This window comes from Bacillus sp. 1780r2a1 (genome assembly GCA_024134725.1).
GTDB classification, from domain to species: domain Bacteria; phylum Bacillota; class Bacilli; order Bacillales; family Bacillaceae_H; genus Priestia; species Priestia aryabhattai_A.
Genome location: CP099863.1, coordinates 1823913 through 1840280, shown reverse-complemented (window position 1 = coordinate 1840280; position 16368 = coordinate 1823913). Strand labels below are relative to the sequence as shown.

Sequence of the window (16368 nt, the reverse complement as noted above, 5' to 3'; positions counted from 1 at the left end):
ATTTATGTATACATATTTACAATTTCAGTTGCTTTCTTTTTTAAGGACTCCCTTAATTCTTTTGGTTCAACTACTTCTGCATAGCATCCTAAATTCAGTAATATATTTGCCGTAAAATCAAGGTCATCTCGACCAATTACTGATTTTATTGTTCCCGTTCCATCGTTATTTATGGTTATATGAGGCCCTAAACTAGGATTTGCACTTGCTAACCGCACGCCTTCTTTTGTCATTTCAATATGCAACAATAGAGCCTTTTTGGGAACATAGTCTTGAGCTAACCATTTCTTTAACGTTAGAGATTCCGTAAAATCCTCACCTAAGTGCTCAATTTTTTTAACTCTATCTGCACGAAAAAGCAGGATTTTTTCTTTTTTATAGCTATAAGCTGGAAAATACCATAGACCTTCATGTGCATAAATACCAATTGGTTTAACGATATGCCCCTTTATCCCTGTTTTACTTTCATACTGAATCGCTACTTTTTTATGCTTCATTGCTGATAACAATAAGTCTTTTAAAAAGGGGGCTTCCTCTGAACGATTTGGCGTTAAAAATACAACAAAATCATTTATTTGTTCTAGTTGATTTCTGACATCTGCAGGTAAATGAGTATAAAACTTGGTTTTTACACTTTGAGCATCTACTTGAAATGGGATTGTAGGATAATGAGTAATCATTTCAAGTAAAAAATACATCATTTTCCCTTCTTCCTCAGAAAAGAATAAAGGAGGCAATACGCGATTGTTCAAAACACGATAGCCGCCATATTTTCCTTTTTCAGCATATAAAGGAACCCCTAGTTCCTGTAAATCCAACAAATAGCGCTGAACAGTTCGCACAGACATATTAAACTCTTCTGCAACTTCCCTGGCAGTAAAATAGCGCTTCGCATTGATGTAAAACATCACTTCAAATAACCTTTTGGTTTTCATATTATTCACCTATTCATGACAGATTTTGACGTATTTAAGTGTTATTATCATACACGAAGCGGGTAAAATATAATAGCGGTTTGCTAAGGAGGAACATGAAATGACAAGAAAAGTAATCTTATATATTGCAACTACAATTGATGGCTTTATTGCACGTGAAGACGGAAAAATTGATTGGCTAGTGGAGAATGAAACAAATGAAGATTATGGATATAATGAATTCGATGAAAGCATTGATACTGTATTCATGGGGCGGCACACATATGAACAAGTATTAACCTTTGGCGAGTTTCCTTATAAAGGAAAAGAAGTATTTGTAGTAACGACAAAAAAAGGCGGCAACTCTGAAGATGTAACGTTCATCTCACCTACAGAAGTACACGATACCGTTATCAATTTAAAACAGCAGCCAGGTAAACATATCTTTTTAGTAGGTGGCGGATCACTAAATGCACTGTTTTTAAATGAAAACTTAATTGATGAGTATTGGATTTTCCAAAAACCTATATTGCTAGGAAGTGGCATCCCTCTCTTCCAAGGAAACGTAGCCGACACGCCTCTTTCGTTAATTGATTCAAAAATTTATCCTTCTGGATTTGTTTTTCTTAAATTTGTGAATGGTAAGAAGCCGACAGCGTAATGCTGACGGCTTTTATACTTCGCTATTCATCTGTTTTACTTCCTTGTCACTTGGCAATAACCACGTTAGAATTCCAAGCAGAGGAAGGATACTGCAAAACAGCATAATAAATTGCAAGCTATATATATCCGCTAACTTTCCAAATATAACGGCTCCTAGCGCTCCCATTCCAAACGCTAATCCCACGATAAGTCCTGAAACAAGACCGATTTTTCCAGGTAATAATTCTTGAGCGTAAACTACGGTAACGCTGAAACTAGACTGAAGGATAAAACCAATAAGCAATAACAACGGTGCTGCTACACCAAGCGTTACGTGCGGTAGCATAAGTGCAAATGGTGCTGATCCAAGCATGGATACCAACAAAACATTTCGCTTTCCGAAACGATCTGCTAAAGGTCCCCCAAAAAAAGTCCCAAACACCCCTGCAATCATAAATAAAAAGACGTAGATTTGTGCATGTTTTATCGTTACTCCATATGCTTCAATTAAATAGAACTGAAAATAATTCAAAATTCCTGCTCCATACCATGAACGAGCAAACACTAAAAAAATTAATAAAGCAATGGCAAACATTAATTTTTTTGTCACCTTCATTTTGTTTACTGATTGTTTTTTTTGCAACTGTTTTCGAACAATTAGCTCTTGCTTATACCACGTTGATACGTAGTAAAGGGTTGCAACTCCAACTGCTGCTAAGATTGTAAACCACATCGTGCCAAACTGCCCTAAGCTAATAAAGATAAAAGCGGTAAACAAAGGAGCCATTGACTGACCCGTATTACCTCCTACTTGGTAAATGGACTGAGCTAGTCCCCTTTTCTGTCCAGCAGCCATATAGGCAACGCGCGAGCCTTCAGGATGAAAAATGGCTGATCCTAATCCAATAAATAGTACGGACGCTAAGACAAAATAAAAGTTAGGTGCTAGCGCTAAACCAATAATACCGACTAGACTTAAACACATTGCAATTGGTAATAAAAACGGGAGTGGCCTCTTATCTGCAAAGATACCAAATACCGGCTGCATGATGGATGATGTCATATTCAAAGCAAATGCAATCCAGCCAATTTGCGTATAATTCAAATTCATGGATTTTTCTAAAATAGGAAAAAGCGCTGGAACAACTGATTGCATGCAGTCGTTTAAAAAATGACCTAAGCTGATAGCGAATAAAATACGATAAATAGTTTGTTCTTGTTTAGTTTGTAACTTTACTACTGCTTGCATAAAAAACCTTCTTTCTATTGCCTACTTGTCTCTACGTCAACTTTCTATGAACTTGTATTATATTCTTCAAACAAAGAAAATTTCCTTTTTTGAAATGTAATTATATTTCTATCAGTCTATTCTTTTGATAAAATAAAAAAGTAAGCGTTTTATATAAAACGTGTGGGAGGAATGAATAATGGTTAAGAATAAGGTTGTTTTAATCACAGGGGCTGCTCAAGGTATTGGCTTTCAAATCGGTGAGCGTTTTGCTGAAAACGGTGCGAAGGTTATCTTGACTGATTTAAATGAAGATGGTGTAAAAAGAGCAGAGCAAGAGCTTTCTTCAAAGGGGTATGACGTCTACGGTGTAAAAGCGGACGTAACGAATGAAGATGATATTAAGTCAATGATTGAAGCAGCATCTGCAAAATATGGCCGAATTGATGTCTTAATTAACAATGCAGGCATGCAGTTCGTCTCCCCAATCGAAGAATTTCCAACTGAAAAATTTGAACTCTTACTAAAGATTATGTTGACTGCACCATTTGTTGCTACTAAGCATGTCTTTCCTCTTATGAAAGCGCAAAAATTTGGCCGAATTATTAATATGGCGTCTATAAATGGCTTAATTGGCTTTGCAGGGAAAGCTGCTTATAACAGTGCAAAACACGGAGTTATTGGCTTAACAAAAGTAGCTGCGCTAGAAGGTGCTGAACATGGTGTGACCGTTAACGCTATCTGTCCCGGCTACGCGGATACACCTCTTGTCCGCAATCAATTACAAGACTTAGCTCGTACAAGAAACGTTGCGCTTGAGAAAGTACTTGAAGAAGTAATTTATCCGCTCGTTCCTCAAAAGCGTTTATTAGATGTACGTGAAATTGCCGATTACGCCCTCTTTCTAGCAAGTGATGCAGCAAAAGGCGTGACCGGTCAAGCTGTCGTTATTGACGGTGGATATACGGCTCAATAAAACTAGAGGGAGGCTCTTTTAGAGTCTCTTCTTGTTTGCAAGATTAAGATAAAGATGAAGCCCGCTTGCTCAAATGCGAGAAATTTTACTTCATCCTCTTTTCATTACACTACTAGCTCTTCACTCCCACTATGCTACACTAGTGATAGAAACCGAACGGAGGAATATGCATGATGATAGCATCCTTAGCAGATAGCATCATTTCAGAAATCAATCATCTAATTCATGAAGATTTAATTGTAGCTGATACGTCTGGCATGATTATTGCCAGCACGGATAAAAACCGAATAAATACATTTCATGAGGGAGCTCTTATTTGCACGCAAAAAAAGAAAAAGTTCATTATTACTCGAGAGGATCAAGCGACTTTAAAAGGCGTCAAAGCAGGTATTAACCTTCCAATCCTTTTTCAAAACCAAATTGCTGGTGTAATTGGAATTACAGGTAACCCAGAACGCGTATCTGCCTATGCAGAAATTTTAAAAAGAATGACCGAATTAATGATGAACGAGCGTTACTATTCCGAACAGCTTGAATGGCAAGCACGGGCACTTGAAGCATTTGTTTTCGACTGGGTGCAAAAATCTGATTGGAGCGAAGAATTTATTCATCAAGGCGAGCTGATTGGCATCGACCTTTCAATTGAAAGACAAGTGTTGATTGGCCACTGTTCAGACATGATGACGAATCAAATTTTAAAAGAGCTCATGGAAACTTTCGATAAGAATAATACAGATGTGTTTGTTCGCTGGGGAAATGAGCGCTTTGTTATTTTACAAGCTGGTAAGAAGACAAAAGAACGTACGCTTTACTTTGCTAAACAAATTAGTAGTTACCTTCAAAACAGATATCAGCTAAGCGTCGCAATTGGAATTGGACAACCTGCTTCCCCAAAGTCAGTTCATCAATCCTTCCACGAAGCGGAACGAGCTTTGAATACTGCCAAAAAATCAGCCTCCATTATATTTGATGATGACCTTCGCCTTGAAATGTTGTTAAAGGATATAAAGAAAGAAACAAAGGCTGAATTTGTACGCAGAACCATTTCCCAGGTTATGAAGGACCAAGAATTAGTAAAAACCGTTAAGACGTTTTTAAGAAAGAATCAATCCTTTAAAGCTACAGCAGATACAATGCATATTCATATCAACACGTTACACTACCGCATAAAGCGAGTCGAAGAATTAACTGGACTAAACCTTCGTCATACCGAGGACTTGCTCATTTTCCATCTCGCTTTCTTATTTTTAGATGAATAACCAACTATATCAGATAAATAACCGCTACATTTTAGAGGATTAACTATAGTTAATCCTTCTTTTATTTCTTATCATAAAAATAAGAATTTGTTTACTTAAAAGGAGCTATAATCATGATACCTATTGAACTAAAGAAATCCTTTGAAGACATTGTCGGTGCCCATAATTATGATGACTCAAAAGCCGGACGACTCGTTTATTCCTACGACGCTACGCCTCAATTTCAATCGCTGCCCGATGCCGTTATTGCACCCAAAAATACTGAAGAAGTAGTAGCTATTGTAAAGCTATGCAATCAACATAATATCCCGATTGTACCTAGAGGATCTGGTACAAACTTATGTGCTGGTACTTGTCCAACTGAAGGTGGAATTGTTCTTTTATTTAAACATATGAACAAAGTGCTAGAAATCGATGAAGAAAACTTAACAGCTACGGTTCAGCCTGGAGTCATTACATTAGACTTTATCCACCAAGTTGAAGAAAAAGGACTCTTTTATCCTCCAGACCCAAGCTCAATGAAAATTTCTACAATTGGTGGCAACATCAATGAAAACTCAGGTGGGCTTCGCGGACTTAAATACGGAGTTACGCGCGATTATGTGTTAGGCCTTGAAGTGGTGCTTGCCAATGGAGATATTATTAAGACCGGAGGAAAACTGGCAAAAGATGTGGCTGGCTACGATTTAACACGTTTATTTGTCGGCTCAGAAGGAACTCTTGGAATCATTACAAAAGCAGTCTTAAAACTAATACCAATGCCTGAAGCGAAAATGACAATGCTTGCCCTTTATCAAGACCTTGAAGCTGCAGCAAAGTCCGTATCGACGATTATTGCCAATAAAATTATTCCGACCACTCTTGAATTTTTAGATCAGCCAACGTTGAAAGTTGTAGAGGACTTTGCAAAAATTGGCCTTCCTACCGATGTAAAAGCTGTTCTTTTAATTGAACAAGATGGACCGATTGATATCGTCAAGCGAGATATGAGTAGCATGGCTGCTATTTGTAAAAGAGAGCATGCCCTATCGGTAAAGGTAGCTAGTTCGGAAAAAGAAGCGGATGATTTGCGTACAGCAAGAAGGTCTGCCCTTTCAGCTTTGGCTCGTTTAAAACCCACGACGATTCTAGAAGACGCAACGGTTCCAAGATCTGAAATTGCTAAAATGGTTGTGGCTACTAATGAAATTGCTGAAAAATATGGGTTAACAGTTTGTACATTCGGTCACGCTGGAGATGGCAACCTTCATCCAACATGCTTAACCGATGTTCGAAACCATGAAGAAATTGAGCGTGTCGAACAAGCTTTTGAAGAAATTTTTATAAAAGCTATTGAACTTGGGGGCACCATTACTGGTGAACACGGAGTTGGCGTCATGAAAGCCCCTTACCTTGAACTCAAGGTAGGTAAAGAAGGGATTGCTGCTATGAAAGCTATTAAAGCCTCTCTAGACCCAAATAACATTCTAAACCCTGGTAAAATCTTTGCTAAAGACTCGCGAAAACGGGTGGTGATTTCAAGATGACAACAATAAAAGAGCGAGAGCTTATCCAAAAACAATTTAAAGAGAAAATGAACGAAGATGAACTATTAAACTGTATGCGCTGCGGGTTTTGCTTACCAACCTGCCCTACTTATATTGAATCAGGTTTTCAAGAATCACATTCTCCAAGAGGACGAATTGCGCTTATGAAAGCTGTTGTCGATGGGATTATTGAACCTGATGAAGATGTAGAAAAATCCTTAAACATGTGCCTTGGCTGCAGAGCTTGTGAACCTGTATGTCCTTCAGGAGTCAATTATGGACATTTATTAGAGGAAGCAAGGGATATTATTAATCAAAATAAAAAGCATTCCATTCCTGTAAAAGTCGTTCGAAAAGTAGTGTTTGAAGGATTGTTCCCTCATCAAAACCGCATGCAAAACATGACGGGGTTACTTGGCTTTTACCAGCGCTCTGGTTTACAACGCGTTGTTCGCTCGACAGGAATATTAAAGTTGCTTCCAGATAACCTAGCATCAATGGAAAAAGTGTTACCTACTGTTCCAACTTTAAAAGAGATGAAAGAACGCCCTACACACCTACCTGCAAAAAATGAAACCAAAAAACGCGTTGCATTTTTTGCAGGTTGCTTGATGGATACGATGTTCATGCAAACAAATGACGCTACGATGAAGCTTCTTCAGCTTGCAGGTTGTGAAATTGTTATTCCTCAAAATCAAGCTTGCTGCGGGGCTCTACATGGCCATAGCGGTGAAAAAGATGCAGCTAAAAAGCTCGCGAAACGTAACATTCAAGCATTTGAAGATTTGAATGTAGATTACATTATCACAAATGCAGGAGGCTGTGGTGCCTTTTTAATTGATTACGATCACCTGTTAAAAGATGATCCTCAGTGGGCTCAGCGTGCTCAAACGTTCTCAAGTAAACTAAAAGATATAAGCAGCATTCTTGTCGACCTTGAATTTTTCAACAAGAAACTTTCATTACCTCAACAGGTGATTACGTATCAAGATTCTTGTCATTTACGAAACGTTATGAAAACATCAAGTGAACCTAGAAGGTTATTAAAAGCGATTGCTAACGTAGAATACCGCGAAATGAAAAACGCAGATAGCTGCTGTGGATCTGCTGGTATTTATAACATTGTTGAATCCGAAATGTCTATGCAAATCCTTGATACAAAAATGCAAAGTGCTGTGGCTACGCAAGCTACAACAATTGTGACAGCTAACCCTGGCTGCCTGCTTCAAATGAAGCTGGGAATTGAAAGAGAAGGATTATCGTCAAAAGTAAGAGCTGTTCACCTCGTCGATTTATTGCTTGAAGCCGTGCAAGAATAATCCTAAGAAAGGAGCTCTACTACTAGAGCTCCTTTTGCTATTTCTGTTATTTCCACCATGCATCAAACATCGTTGCCGGTAGCTGGCGCTTATGCTCAGTCATGCGATAGCGCTTCTCAATTTTTTCAGCTACTTCAGGTGTCACTTCTTTTCCTTCTAAATAATCATCCAGCTCATCGTACTTAATGCCTAATTCCGTTTCGTCCGCTTGGCCTGGCTTGTTATCCAGTAAATCTGCAGTTGGAATCTTCTCATATAAGCGCTTATCTGCACCTAGTTCTTTTAATAGTGCTTTTCCTTGGCGCTTTGTTAACCCAGATAACGGCAAGACGTCTGCTCCCCCGTCTCCATACTTCGTGAAAAATCCCGTGACTGCTTCGGCAGCATGATCTGTTCCTATTACCAATAATCCATTCTCTCCACCAATTGCATACTGTGTAATCATACGAACTCGTGCTTTTACATTTCCTTTATGAAAGTCTCCTAATTCATGACCAGCTGCTTCATTAAAAGTTTGTGAAAACGATGTGACTGTTTTTTCAATATTAAATGTAATTGTTTCATCAGGCTTAATAAAATCCAAAGACGCTTGCGCATCGTCTTCATCTTTTTGAACTCCATGCGGCAAACGAACCGCAATAAATTTTGCTTCATAGCCTTCTGTACGAAGTTCTTCAACGGCAAGCTGAGCGAGCCTTCCTGCTAGGCTTGAGTCTTGACCTCCACTAATCCCTAACACAAATCCTTTTGCATGAGCTGTTTTCACATACGATTTCAAAAAATCAACACGTTTACGAGCCTCTTCTGATGGAGTGATTGTTGGAGAAACATTTAGTTCTTTCATAATTTGCTGTTGAATTGTCATAATAAGCTCCTTTCAATTTCTCATTTTATCTTTTATATAAATGATGATTTTTAATATAGTCGTAACATGCGTCCGGCAATAAATAGCGAGGCTCTCCGCCTTTAGCGAATTCTTCTCTGATATAAGTAGAGCTAATTTCCATGGCTAATCCTTTATCTAAGAGCTGAAAGCGACCATCATCATAATTGCGTAAAAGAGGTGAACGACTAATGGCTTGTAACATGTCAATGCCATTTCGAGCCATGACAATAAATTGGTTTTCACTGACAAGCTCTTCTGACATTTTCCATTTACCATCCGCAATATCAATCAGTAAATCTGCCCCCATGATGAAATAAAAACTTGCTTTTGGCAAAAGTTTTTTAAAATAATCCATTGTGTAGTATGTGTAGTGATAACCTGGTAATACGTTTAGTTCATAAGTATCTAATAAAAACTTAGGATTAGTTGAAATAGCTTTTTGAATCATAGCAACGCGATGTTCATCTGTTGTCTGCAAGCGTTTATCTGTGCGTTTATTAGAAGATGGAAGAAATATAATATAATCAAGCTTTTTACGATGAGCTACGGTTGATGCGGTCCATAAGTGTACATTAGTAACTGGATCAAAAGATGAACCATATATTCCAATCTTTACTCCCGGTGAAGTAAGTTGATTAAGTTGCTTCGTATTATTTAACTGCTTTAGCTCGTTCCACTTGTTTTCTTCCATCTTCAGTATCCCCTTTTAACCTTGATTTAATTTGGACGAAACTTTTTTACGCACTTCATTTATTTGACGCGCTTTGTTTTCCCAGCACTTTTCACTTAAATCAACCGGGTATTCTTCTGGATTTCTCGTGCGCTTATATTCATCCCAAAGCAACTCTAAATTATCTTCTGCATATTGCTGAATCGCCTGTAAATTTGGTGTTTGATACACCAGCTCTCCATTTTTATAAATATCTTGATGAAGTTCTTTCGCCTCAAAGTTGGTTACAAACTTACTGATAAACGTATGAACTGGATGAAACATTTTCAACCTTTCCTCACTTTGCGGATCTTCACCCTCAAGAGTAATGTAATCTCCTTCTGATCGTCCATTCAGCTTATTAATGATACGATATACGCGCTTTAAACCTGGTGTACTTACTTTTTCTGGGTTAGCACTAATTTTAATTGTATCCACCATTTCACCGCTGTCTCCTTCAATAGATACAAGCTTGTATACAGCACCTAATGCCGGCTGATCATATGCCGTAATAAGCTTTGTACCAACACCCCACATATCAATTTGAGCACCTTGAGATTTTAAATGCATAATAGTATCTTCATCAAGGTCATTTGAAGCAACGATTTTTGTATCAACAAATCCAGCCTCATCTAAAAGCTGGCGTGCTTTTTTAGAAAGGTATGTTAAATCTCCACTATCTAATCGAATCGCTCGAAAGTTTATTTTATCGCCTAATTCTTGTGCAACTTTAATAGCATTTGGCACGCCTGATTTTAAGGTATCATACGTATCAACTAAGAATACACAGTCTTTATGGCGGCGAGCGTATTTATGAAACGCTACGTACTCGTCTTTATAAGCTTGAACCATTGAGTGCGCATGCGTTCCTGCCACTGGAATACCAAATTTCTTTCCTGCTCTCACGTTTGACGTGGCCTGAAATCCACCGATGTATGCCGCTCTTGTTCCCCAGATTGCTGCATCCATTTCCTGAGCGCGGCGAGTACCGAATTCCATTGCTATTTGCTCTCCAACTACATGTTTAATTCGAGAAGCTTTTGTAGCAATTAGCGTTTGATAATTGACGATGTTTAAAATAGCTGTTTCAACAAGCTGAGCTTCAATGAGGGGGGCTTCAATTCGTAAAATAGGCTCATTTTGAAACACAAGTTCTCCTTCTACCATTGAGCGAATATTCCCTGTAAAGCGTAGCTCTTTTAAAAAATCTAAATAGTCTTCTTTAAATCCTACTTCTTCACGTAAATACATAATGTCTGATTCTGAAAAACGAAAGCTTTCAATATAATTTATAATGCGCTCTAACCCAGCAAACACTGCATAGCCGTTTCCAAATGGAAGCTTGCGAAAGAATACCTCAAACACTGATTTCTTATTATGAATGCCATCTTCCCAATAAGTTTCACCCATATTAATTTGATACAAATCCGTATGAAGCATAATGCTGTCATCTTTATATAAAGTCATTCTATTTTCCTCCAAATAATCAATGCACAACTTATTTAATAACCGTTGCGTTTAGTGAATTCGTAAAATGAGTTAATGCCCATTCATGCCCTGCTTGGTTAAAACTTGCAACTGCCTTTTCATACACTGTGATATTAAAGCCTTTATTATAGGCATCTACAGCAGTATGCAAAACACAAATATCGGTGCATACCCCTATTAAATGCACTTCAGTAATGCCTCTTTCCCGAAGCTTCATTTCCAAATTTGTGCCTGCAAAAGCACTGTACCTTGTTTTATCCATCCAGTAAGTGTTTTGGCTTTCTGTGTACGTATCATATACCTCTTGTAACCTACCATATAAACTTCTTCCTTTTGTTTCTCTGATATTATGCGGCGGATATAATTTGGTTTCAGGATGGTATTGATCATTTTCTTCGTGCAAATCAATCGCAAATACCACATAGTCACCGTTATCAATAAATTCCTTGGTTAAGCTAACTATTTCCGATTCAATTCGCTGTCCAGGCTCTCCACAAGTTAAAGCTCCCTTATCGTCTACAAAATCATTCGTATAATCAATGTTTATAAGTGCTCTCATTACTTTGCCCCCTTATTGGTAATTAACAATAAACAAATTGTTGAGTAGTTAATACCTAGCTGTGTAGATAGATGTAGCAAAATCTGCATCAATAAACTGATATAGCTTTGTTGGCTTTTTAGATGTTCTAGTTGTTGTTTGTCCCTCTACTTCTTCAATAAAAGGCAGCATGCGAATCTTACGCGCAAACGCCTGATCACTCCGAATTGCTGGATTATCCGTAATTGTAAGCAATACAGCCTGAAGTTCAGAGTAAGTAAACATTTTAGGTAAAAACTTTTGTGCAACCGTCGTTTGTAGGAGATCTTTTTTTATTTCAGTAATGCCATCTTGAATAATTTGAGCGTGATCAAACGCCAATGGCAGTGAAAAAACTTCTTCTAGGTCAAACAACTCAACGTTTGCTGCATCGTCATTCGCTTGCCTTTTTGCCAACATTTCTTCTGGCACAATAGCATAATGAGCATTTGAAATAACCCATCCCCGTGCGTCTCTACCAGGTTTATCGTATATTCCGTACTGCTTCATATGAATACCCGATACGCCCGTTTCTTCTTCTAGTTCACGCTTAGCTGCTTCATAAGCCGATTCGTTAGGGTGTACAAAGCCACCTGGAAGCGCCCATTTACCTGCTTCAATGTTTTGTTCACCTTCGGCATTTAAAATTGCTCGTTGAATCAACATTAATTTTAATACCATTTTTGGTGGTTTATATGCTTCTTTTTCAGTAGCTACAATCGTAAACACAGCAATATCTGCCGTATATCCGTATGGCTTTGGGTATTCTTTTTTTACACTTTTTTGATCATGATTTAACATTGCCCTGTCTCCTGATTGAATTTATAATTAACAATTTGATTAATGTTAATTATACGTACTTTTTTTATAATGTCAACAAAAAGTAGTAAATTTATGCTTGCAAAGAAAAAAGCACCGTCGTATAGAACGACGATGCTTTTTATGTGCTACCTTGCAGCTAGTCCGATAGTAAAACACTTCTCTTTCACCCACTCAATCACATACTCAATTGTTGGGCAATAAATAAACAAATGACAGTCTTGAAGCTTTGTCACGACCGGTAATGCTTCTTTTAAATTTACTCGGACAGCTGGAATTTGATAATCTTTTGAAAATAGAATAACGTGTTCATCATAAATTTTCATCGTTTGTAGCCATTGAATAACCTGCTGAACCTGTTCACATCTTTCTTTGATTAGCACGCGTTTCCAATCAATGGTATTGGTTTTTGTAAAGGGAAATTGTCCCACTAATTTTTCAAAATAAATGCTCGACTGCTTACTTGTCAAGACATCGACTTTATTTCCTAATTCTTCAATTAGTTTTTTAAATGGTTTCATTGTCTACCTCCATCCACTCATCTTACCCTTTCTGAAACAACACTTTCAGAAAATAGCTACATTTACTGTATCATAAATTCCACAGATTCACTTTGATGAGATAGAATGATATTTATGGAATTTTTTTGATAAAAGTGAATGGATAGACCTAAGAAAAGAGCAGAAACCTTCAAAAGCAGTAAAAAGTGGTTTATTTTTGCTACCTCTACTTTATCTGCTGTTATTATACCTTTGAATGCACCACTTTTTTATTTCTTTAAAGCTATACGTAATTAAATCATAGTTAAAAAAACGATGTGATATACGATCAATATATCTTATCAATGAAACTTTAGTATGACGATGGACATAATAGTCGAGCTTGTATTTTTCGTGATTAATAGCCGAGTAAAAACTTAAATGTTCTAACTCAGGATATGTTTGATGAACAATAGATAGCGTTTTTTCTAAACGTTTTCTTGTGTGATGCTGCTTGGAGTCTGTTAGCATTTTTGGAATATCAATTTTACCTTTTAAAATCTCACACATTTGAATGATATCTAAAAAATACTTTGCTGCGTCTAAGTTATGTCGCCATCCATGCAAGCAAATCATATAAAACTCATGCTGAGGGTCTAAGTTTCTAATATATGGATTGTTTTTTTCAGGGGTGGAGGCCGCCCAAAATTCTTCAATGTTTAATACAGACGTGTTACTTCTTAAAATGTTCCAGTGAAGTTCCACCATCAATGGTACGATAGAGCCTGGCATATATTTGCTAAAAGTAACATGAAAATGCCCTTCAATTGGCTCATTCTCAACATTAAATCCCATAGAAATCACGATTTCTTTTGCTTTGGCTAGATTATCTGGCTTAATTAATACGTCAATATCAGAGGTTGGTCTTGCACCTATATGCCCATAGTACCGTTCTGCAAAAGAAGTACCTTTAAGTACAATGACTGCTATACCAAACTCTGTAAGTGCCTTTAAGACATCATCTTTTTCTTTCTTAATAATTAAGTTTTGAAACACTATTTTTTTATAAACTTGTTCAAGTCTGTTACGCATATCTAAAGGTATTTCTTCTAGTTTTCCATATTTTTTTAGCAAGCAATAAACTTGAGAAGACACGGCGTCTTTCTCAATTTCATTTAGTAACTTTTGATAGTCATGTTTTTGATATGCAAGAGGGTGGTCCATGTAAATTTGTTGTATAAATGTATGAATCATTGAACTCTCCTTTCTCTCCTCTCAACATGTGATAGGTTGTTGAGAAGGTTCTTCTTTAAAAAATTGTTTATCATGAAGCTCTCGATATAACCCCTGTTCCTTTATTAGCTCGGTATGAGCACCTACTTGTACAATCTTTCCTTGATCCATTACTACAATAAAATCAGCGTGCTGTATGGTCGACAATCGATGAGCAATAATTAATGTTGTTCGATTCTTCATAAGTTGACTTAAAGATTCCTTAATAAGATGCTCCGCTTCATTATCTAAAGCAGATGTTGCTTCATCTAACAGCAGAATAGGTGCATCTTTTAAAAGCGCTCTTGCAATAGCAACACGTTGTCTTTGCCCACCTGACAATTTAGACCCTCGCTCTCCCACTTCAGTGTCATATCCATTAGCTAAAGCTTCAATATCTTGATGGATATTAGCATGACGTGAAGCTTGATACATCTCATCATCCGTCAAGCAAGGTTTTGCCATTTTTAAATTTTCTCTTACAGTGTCACTGAATAAAAATGTTTCTTGCGGCACATAGGAAATTGAGTTTCTCACTTCTTCAATACTTAAGTTTTGAAGAGGATTACTATCAATTAATACACAACCTAAATCAGGTTCATAAAAACGCTGTAATAATTTAAATAATGTAGACTTGCCACCACCACTTGGCCCAACAATTGCAGTCACTTTTCCAGCTGGTACTTTCAAGTTTAGATTACTAAAAAGGTCTTCACCCTCATTATATTTGAATGAAACATTTCGAAATTCAATTTCACTATGATGAACTGGATATTTAGCCGATTGCTGAGTAGGTAAAGCTTTTGATGTTATTGGCTGTTCAAATACATCTACAATTCGTTCTAAAGCAGATATTGCACGCTGATAGCCTGCCCACTGACCAGCTAACCCTGTAAGTGGTGAAATCAGGTGATTAATTAAATTGACAAAAGTTAATAATGCACCTATTGTAATGACATCACTTGTTACAAAATAAGCTCCAACTACTAGACTAATTAAAAATGCGGTTGAACCAACCGCTTGTCCTCCCGCATAAAACCAGCCTTTAATCTTCGTTTCTTTAAGCTCTAGGTTATAAAGATCCTTAATTTTATTTCCATAGCTTTGAAAGAAGACGTTTTCCAATGTAAAAGACCGAATGATTGTAAGACCTTGAAATGTATCATTCAACTTTCTGATAATCTGACTAATCAACTCATTGACAATTCGACTGTTGTTTCGTAGAAGGATACCAAAAACTGCTCCTCCTAGCATTGCAACCGGGGCTACTGATAGACTAAATAATGAAAGTTTCCAACTAATATTAGTTAGATAAATTAACGCGGCAATTGATATAACTGGAAAGCGAATTAAGTTAATTAATCCCCGGCCGATGACTCCTTCAATTTTATGAATATCGTTTGTAAAGTGTGAAACAAGCTCTCCCGAATGCTTATTAGATATATTTTTTTCACTTAAAAGTAAGAGACGCTTATATAAATCCAAGTTCACGTCTCTTTTTACTGCATTTATAGCAATTGCTTCTAAGTATGTATCAATAAAATTAGTTACGATACTAATAAAAGACAATCCTATTCCTACCAAAACAAACCACTTTAATTTTTCAAAATCGCTGTGGACAGCTGCATCTGTTATATTTCCAAAGAACCAGGCAAACCCCAAGGTTACAGCTATGTCTACAAATAGTAAGACAAACAGTCCAATATAAGCTATCTTATATCGCTTAACATACGGGGCTACCCATACAAAAATGCGCTTCATATCTTTAATTGATAAGTACTGCTCAATGTTTAACCCTTCAATGAATCGTTTAACATTCATGTTCTTACACCTCTATATTCACTTCCCAAGAACGCGATGAATATATATATTTAACAATCTCGATAGAAATGGCAATGAAACTACTAGTCTTCCCCATAGTTTATTTAAGAAGCTTGTAGACTCGATTATCCGATTACCTTTTTTAATTGTTTCTAACTTTCCAATAATTGAACTTGGGCGAATAACATCATCTAGACGTAAGTTCGTATCACCTTTAAATAAGTAAAAGCTTCCTTTGTCGTCTTGTTTCCTAGAAATAAACCGGTGTGCCACAAGCTTTCCTTCTTGAGATTCAAATAAAACAATATCACCCTTTGATAAATAGGATAGATTGCACGTTACAAATCGACAAGAATCTCCTTCTTTAATGTTTGGGTACATACTCATTCCAATTGCGGGAATATTGATCCACCCTTGTTGTTCCATAATCTTTTTCACCAAATAACTTTGACC

Annotated in this window: 16 protein-coding genes; 5 read left to right on the top strand and 11 right to left on the bottom strand. The window is 37.0% G+C overall.

Annotated elements, in window-relative coordinates; genetic code table 11:
* Positions 1–2 precede the first annotated feature (2 nt).
* A complete protein-coding gene (locus NIZ91_09240; GenBank protein USY56813.1) occupies positions 3–935 on the bottom strand; it encodes a YafY family transcriptional regulator in 933 nt (310 codons plus the stop codon).
* A 100-nt stretch (positions 936–1035) separates the two neighbouring features.
* Between NIZ91_09240 and NIZ91_09235 the strand changes: the two genes are divergently transcribed.
* Entirely contained in the window at positions 1036–1575 is a 540-nt protein-coding gene (locus NIZ91_09235) for a dihydrofolate reductase family protein (protein ID USY56812.1), read from the top strand.
* A gap of 12 nt (positions 1576–1587) precedes the next feature.
* On the opposite strand, the gene NIZ91_09230 is transcribed toward NIZ91_09235, so the two are convergent.
* Positions 1588–2805 (bottom strand): MFS transporter, encoded by a 1218-nt coding sequence (locus NIZ91_09230; protein ID USY56811.1) that lies wholly within the window; start codon positions 2803–2805, stop codon positions 1588–1590.
* Between the two features lie 178 nt (positions 2806–2983).
* Here NIZ91_09230 and NIZ91_09225 point away from each other — a divergent pair, with 178 nt between their 5' ends.
* From NIZ91_09225 to NIZ91_09210, 4 genes are all read left to right on the top strand, one after another.
* Positions 2984–3760, top strand: coding sequence for a 3-hydroxybutyrate dehydrogenase (locus NIZ91_09225; GenBank protein ID USY56810.1), 777 nt, complete (start codon positions 2984–2986; stop codon positions 3758–3760).
* Between the two features lie 170 nt (positions 3761–3930).
* Positions 3931–5019 (top strand): helix-turn-helix domain-containing protein, encoded by a 1089-nt coding sequence (locus NIZ91_09220; protein ID USY56809.1) that lies wholly within the window; start codon positions 3931–3933, stop codon positions 5017–5019.
* Positions 5020–5132: 113 nt separating this feature from the next.
* Positions 5133–6545 (top strand): glycolate oxidase subunit GlcD, encoded by a 1413-nt coding sequence (gene glcD, locus NIZ91_09215; GenBank protein USY56808.1) that lies wholly within the window; start codon positions 5133–5135, stop codon positions 6543–6545.
* Positions 6542–7864: a (Fe-S)-binding protein gene (locus tag NIZ91_09210; protein ID USY56807.1), complete on the top strand. Its 1323-nt coding sequence runs from the start codon at positions 6542–6544 to the stop codon at positions 7862–7864. The genes glcD and NIZ91_09210 overlap by 4 nt, the downstream gene beginning before the upstream one ends.
* Positions 7865–7910: 46 nt before the next feature.
* Here the strand turns inward: NIZ91_09210 and nadE are convergent, their stop codons facing one another.
* From nadE to NIZ91_09165, 9 genes are all read right to left on the bottom strand, one after another.
* On the bottom strand, positions 7911–8729 hold the full coding sequence (gene nadE / locus NIZ91_09205; GenBank protein ID USY56806.1) for an ammonia-dependent NAD(+) synthetase: 819 nt from the start codon (positions 8727–8729) through the stop codon (positions 7911–7913).
* A gap of 25 nt (positions 8730–8754) precedes the next feature.
* Complete coding sequence (gene nadD / locus NIZ91_09200; GenBank protein USY56805.1) at positions 8755–9441, bottom strand: nicotinate (nicotinamide) nucleotide adenylyltransferase; 687 nt, start codon at positions 9439–9441, stop codon at positions 8755–8757.
* 15 nt (positions 9442–9456) lie between these two features.
* Complete coding sequence (locus tag NIZ91_09195) at positions 9457–10926, bottom strand: nicotinate phosphoribosyltransferase (GenBank protein ID USY56804.1); 1470 nt, start codon at positions 10924–10926, stop codon at positions 9457–9459.
* Between the two features lie 31 nt (positions 10927–10957).
* On the bottom strand, positions 10958–11506 hold the full coding sequence (locus NIZ91_09190) for a cysteine hydrolase (protein ID USY56803.1): 549 nt from the start codon (positions 11504–11506) through the stop codon (positions 10958–10960).
* A gap of 48 nt (positions 11507–11554) precedes the next feature.
* Positions 11555–12325 carry an NUDIX hydrolase gene (locus tag NIZ91_09185; GenBank protein USY56802.1) on the bottom strand — a complete coding sequence of 257 codons (771 nt, stop codon included), beginning with the start codon at positions 12323–12325 and terminating at the stop codon, positions 11555–11557.
* 146 nt (positions 12326–12471) lie between these two features.
* Positions 12472–12864: a hypothetical protein gene (locus NIZ91_09180; GenBank protein ID USY56801.1), complete on the bottom strand. Its 393-nt coding sequence runs from the start codon at positions 12862–12864 to the stop codon at positions 12472–12474.
* Between the two features lie 210 nt (positions 12865–13074).
* Complete coding sequence (locus NIZ91_09175; protein USY56800.1) at positions 13075–14076, bottom strand: nucleotidyltransferase family protein; 1002 nt, start codon at positions 14074–14076, stop codon at positions 13075–13077.
* 21 nt (positions 14077–14097) lie between these two features.
* Positions 14098–15915: an ABC transporter ATP-binding protein/permease gene (locus tag NIZ91_09170; protein USY56799.1), complete on the bottom strand. Its 1818-nt coding sequence runs from the start codon at positions 15913–15915 to the stop codon at positions 14098–14100.
* 18 nt (positions 15916–15933) lie between these two features.
* Positions 15934–16341: a S24/S26 family peptidase gene (locus NIZ91_09165; protein ID USY56798.1), complete on the bottom strand. Its 408-nt coding sequence runs from the start codon at positions 16339–16341 to the stop codon at positions 15934–15936.
* Positions 16342–16368: the final 27 nt, after the last annotated feature.

Excerpts from the sequence above, each read along its gene's own strand:
- NIZ91_09195 (USY56804.1), bottom strand. The coding sequence starts at position 10,926 with ATGACTTTATATAAAGATGACAGCATTATGCTTCATACGGATTTGTAT.
- nadD (USY56805.1), bottom strand. The coding sequence starts at position 9,441 with ATGGAAGAAAACAAGTGGAACGAGCTAAAGCAGTTAAATAATACGAAG.
- NIZ91_09165 (USY56798.1), bottom strand. The coding sequence starts at position 16,341 with ATGGAACAACAAGGGTGGATCAATATTCCCGCAATTGGAATGAGTATG.
- NIZ91_09180 (USY56801.1), bottom strand. The coding sequence starts at position 12,864 with ATGAAACCATTTAAAAAACTAATTGAAGAATTAGGAAATAAAGTCGAT.
- NIZ91_09175 (USY56800.1), bottom strand. The coding sequence starts at position 14,076 with ATGATTCATACATTTATACAACAAATTTACATGGACCACCCTCTTGCA.
- NIZ91_09170 (USY56799.1), bottom strand. The coding sequence starts at position 15,915 with ATGAATGTTAAACGATTCATTGAAGGGTTAAACATTGAGCAGTACTTA.
- NIZ91_09240 (USY56813.1), bottom strand. The coding sequence starts at position 935 with ATGAAAACCAAAAGGTTATTTGAAGTGATGTTTTACATCAATGCGAAG.
- NIZ91_09225 (USY56810.1), top strand. The coding sequence starts at position 2,984 with ATGGTTAAGAATAAGGTTGTTTTAATCACAGGGGCTGCTCAAGGTATT.
- NIZ91_09190 (USY56803.1), bottom strand. The coding sequence starts at position 11,506 with ATGAGAGCACTTATAAACATTGATTATACGAATGATTTTGTAGACGAT.
- NIZ91_09185 (USY56802.1), bottom strand. The coding sequence starts at position 12,325 with ATGTTAAATCATGATCAAAAAAGTGTAAAAAAAGAATACCCAAAGCCA.
- NIZ91_09210 (USY56807.1), top strand. The coding sequence starts at position 6,542 with ATGACAACAATAAAAGAGCGAGAGCTTATCCAAAAACAATTTAAAGAG.
- NIZ91_09220 (USY56809.1), top strand. The coding sequence starts at position 3,931 with ATGATGATAGCATCCTTAGCAGATAGCATCATTTCAGAAATCAATCAT.
- glcD (USY56808.1), top strand. The coding sequence starts at position 5,133 with ATGATACCTATTGAACTAAAGAAATCCTTTGAAGACATTGTCGGTGCC.
- NIZ91_09235 (USY56812.1), top strand. The coding sequence starts at position 1,036 with ATGACAAGAAAAGTAATCTTATATATTGCAACTACAATTGATGGCTTT.
- NIZ91_09230 (USY56811.1), bottom strand. The coding sequence starts at position 2,805 with ATGCAAGCAGTAGTAAAGTTACAAACTAAACAAGAACAAACTATTTAT.
- nadE (USY56806.1), bottom strand. The coding sequence starts at position 8,729 with ATGACAATTCAACAGCAAATTATGAAAGAACTAAATGTTTCTCCAACA.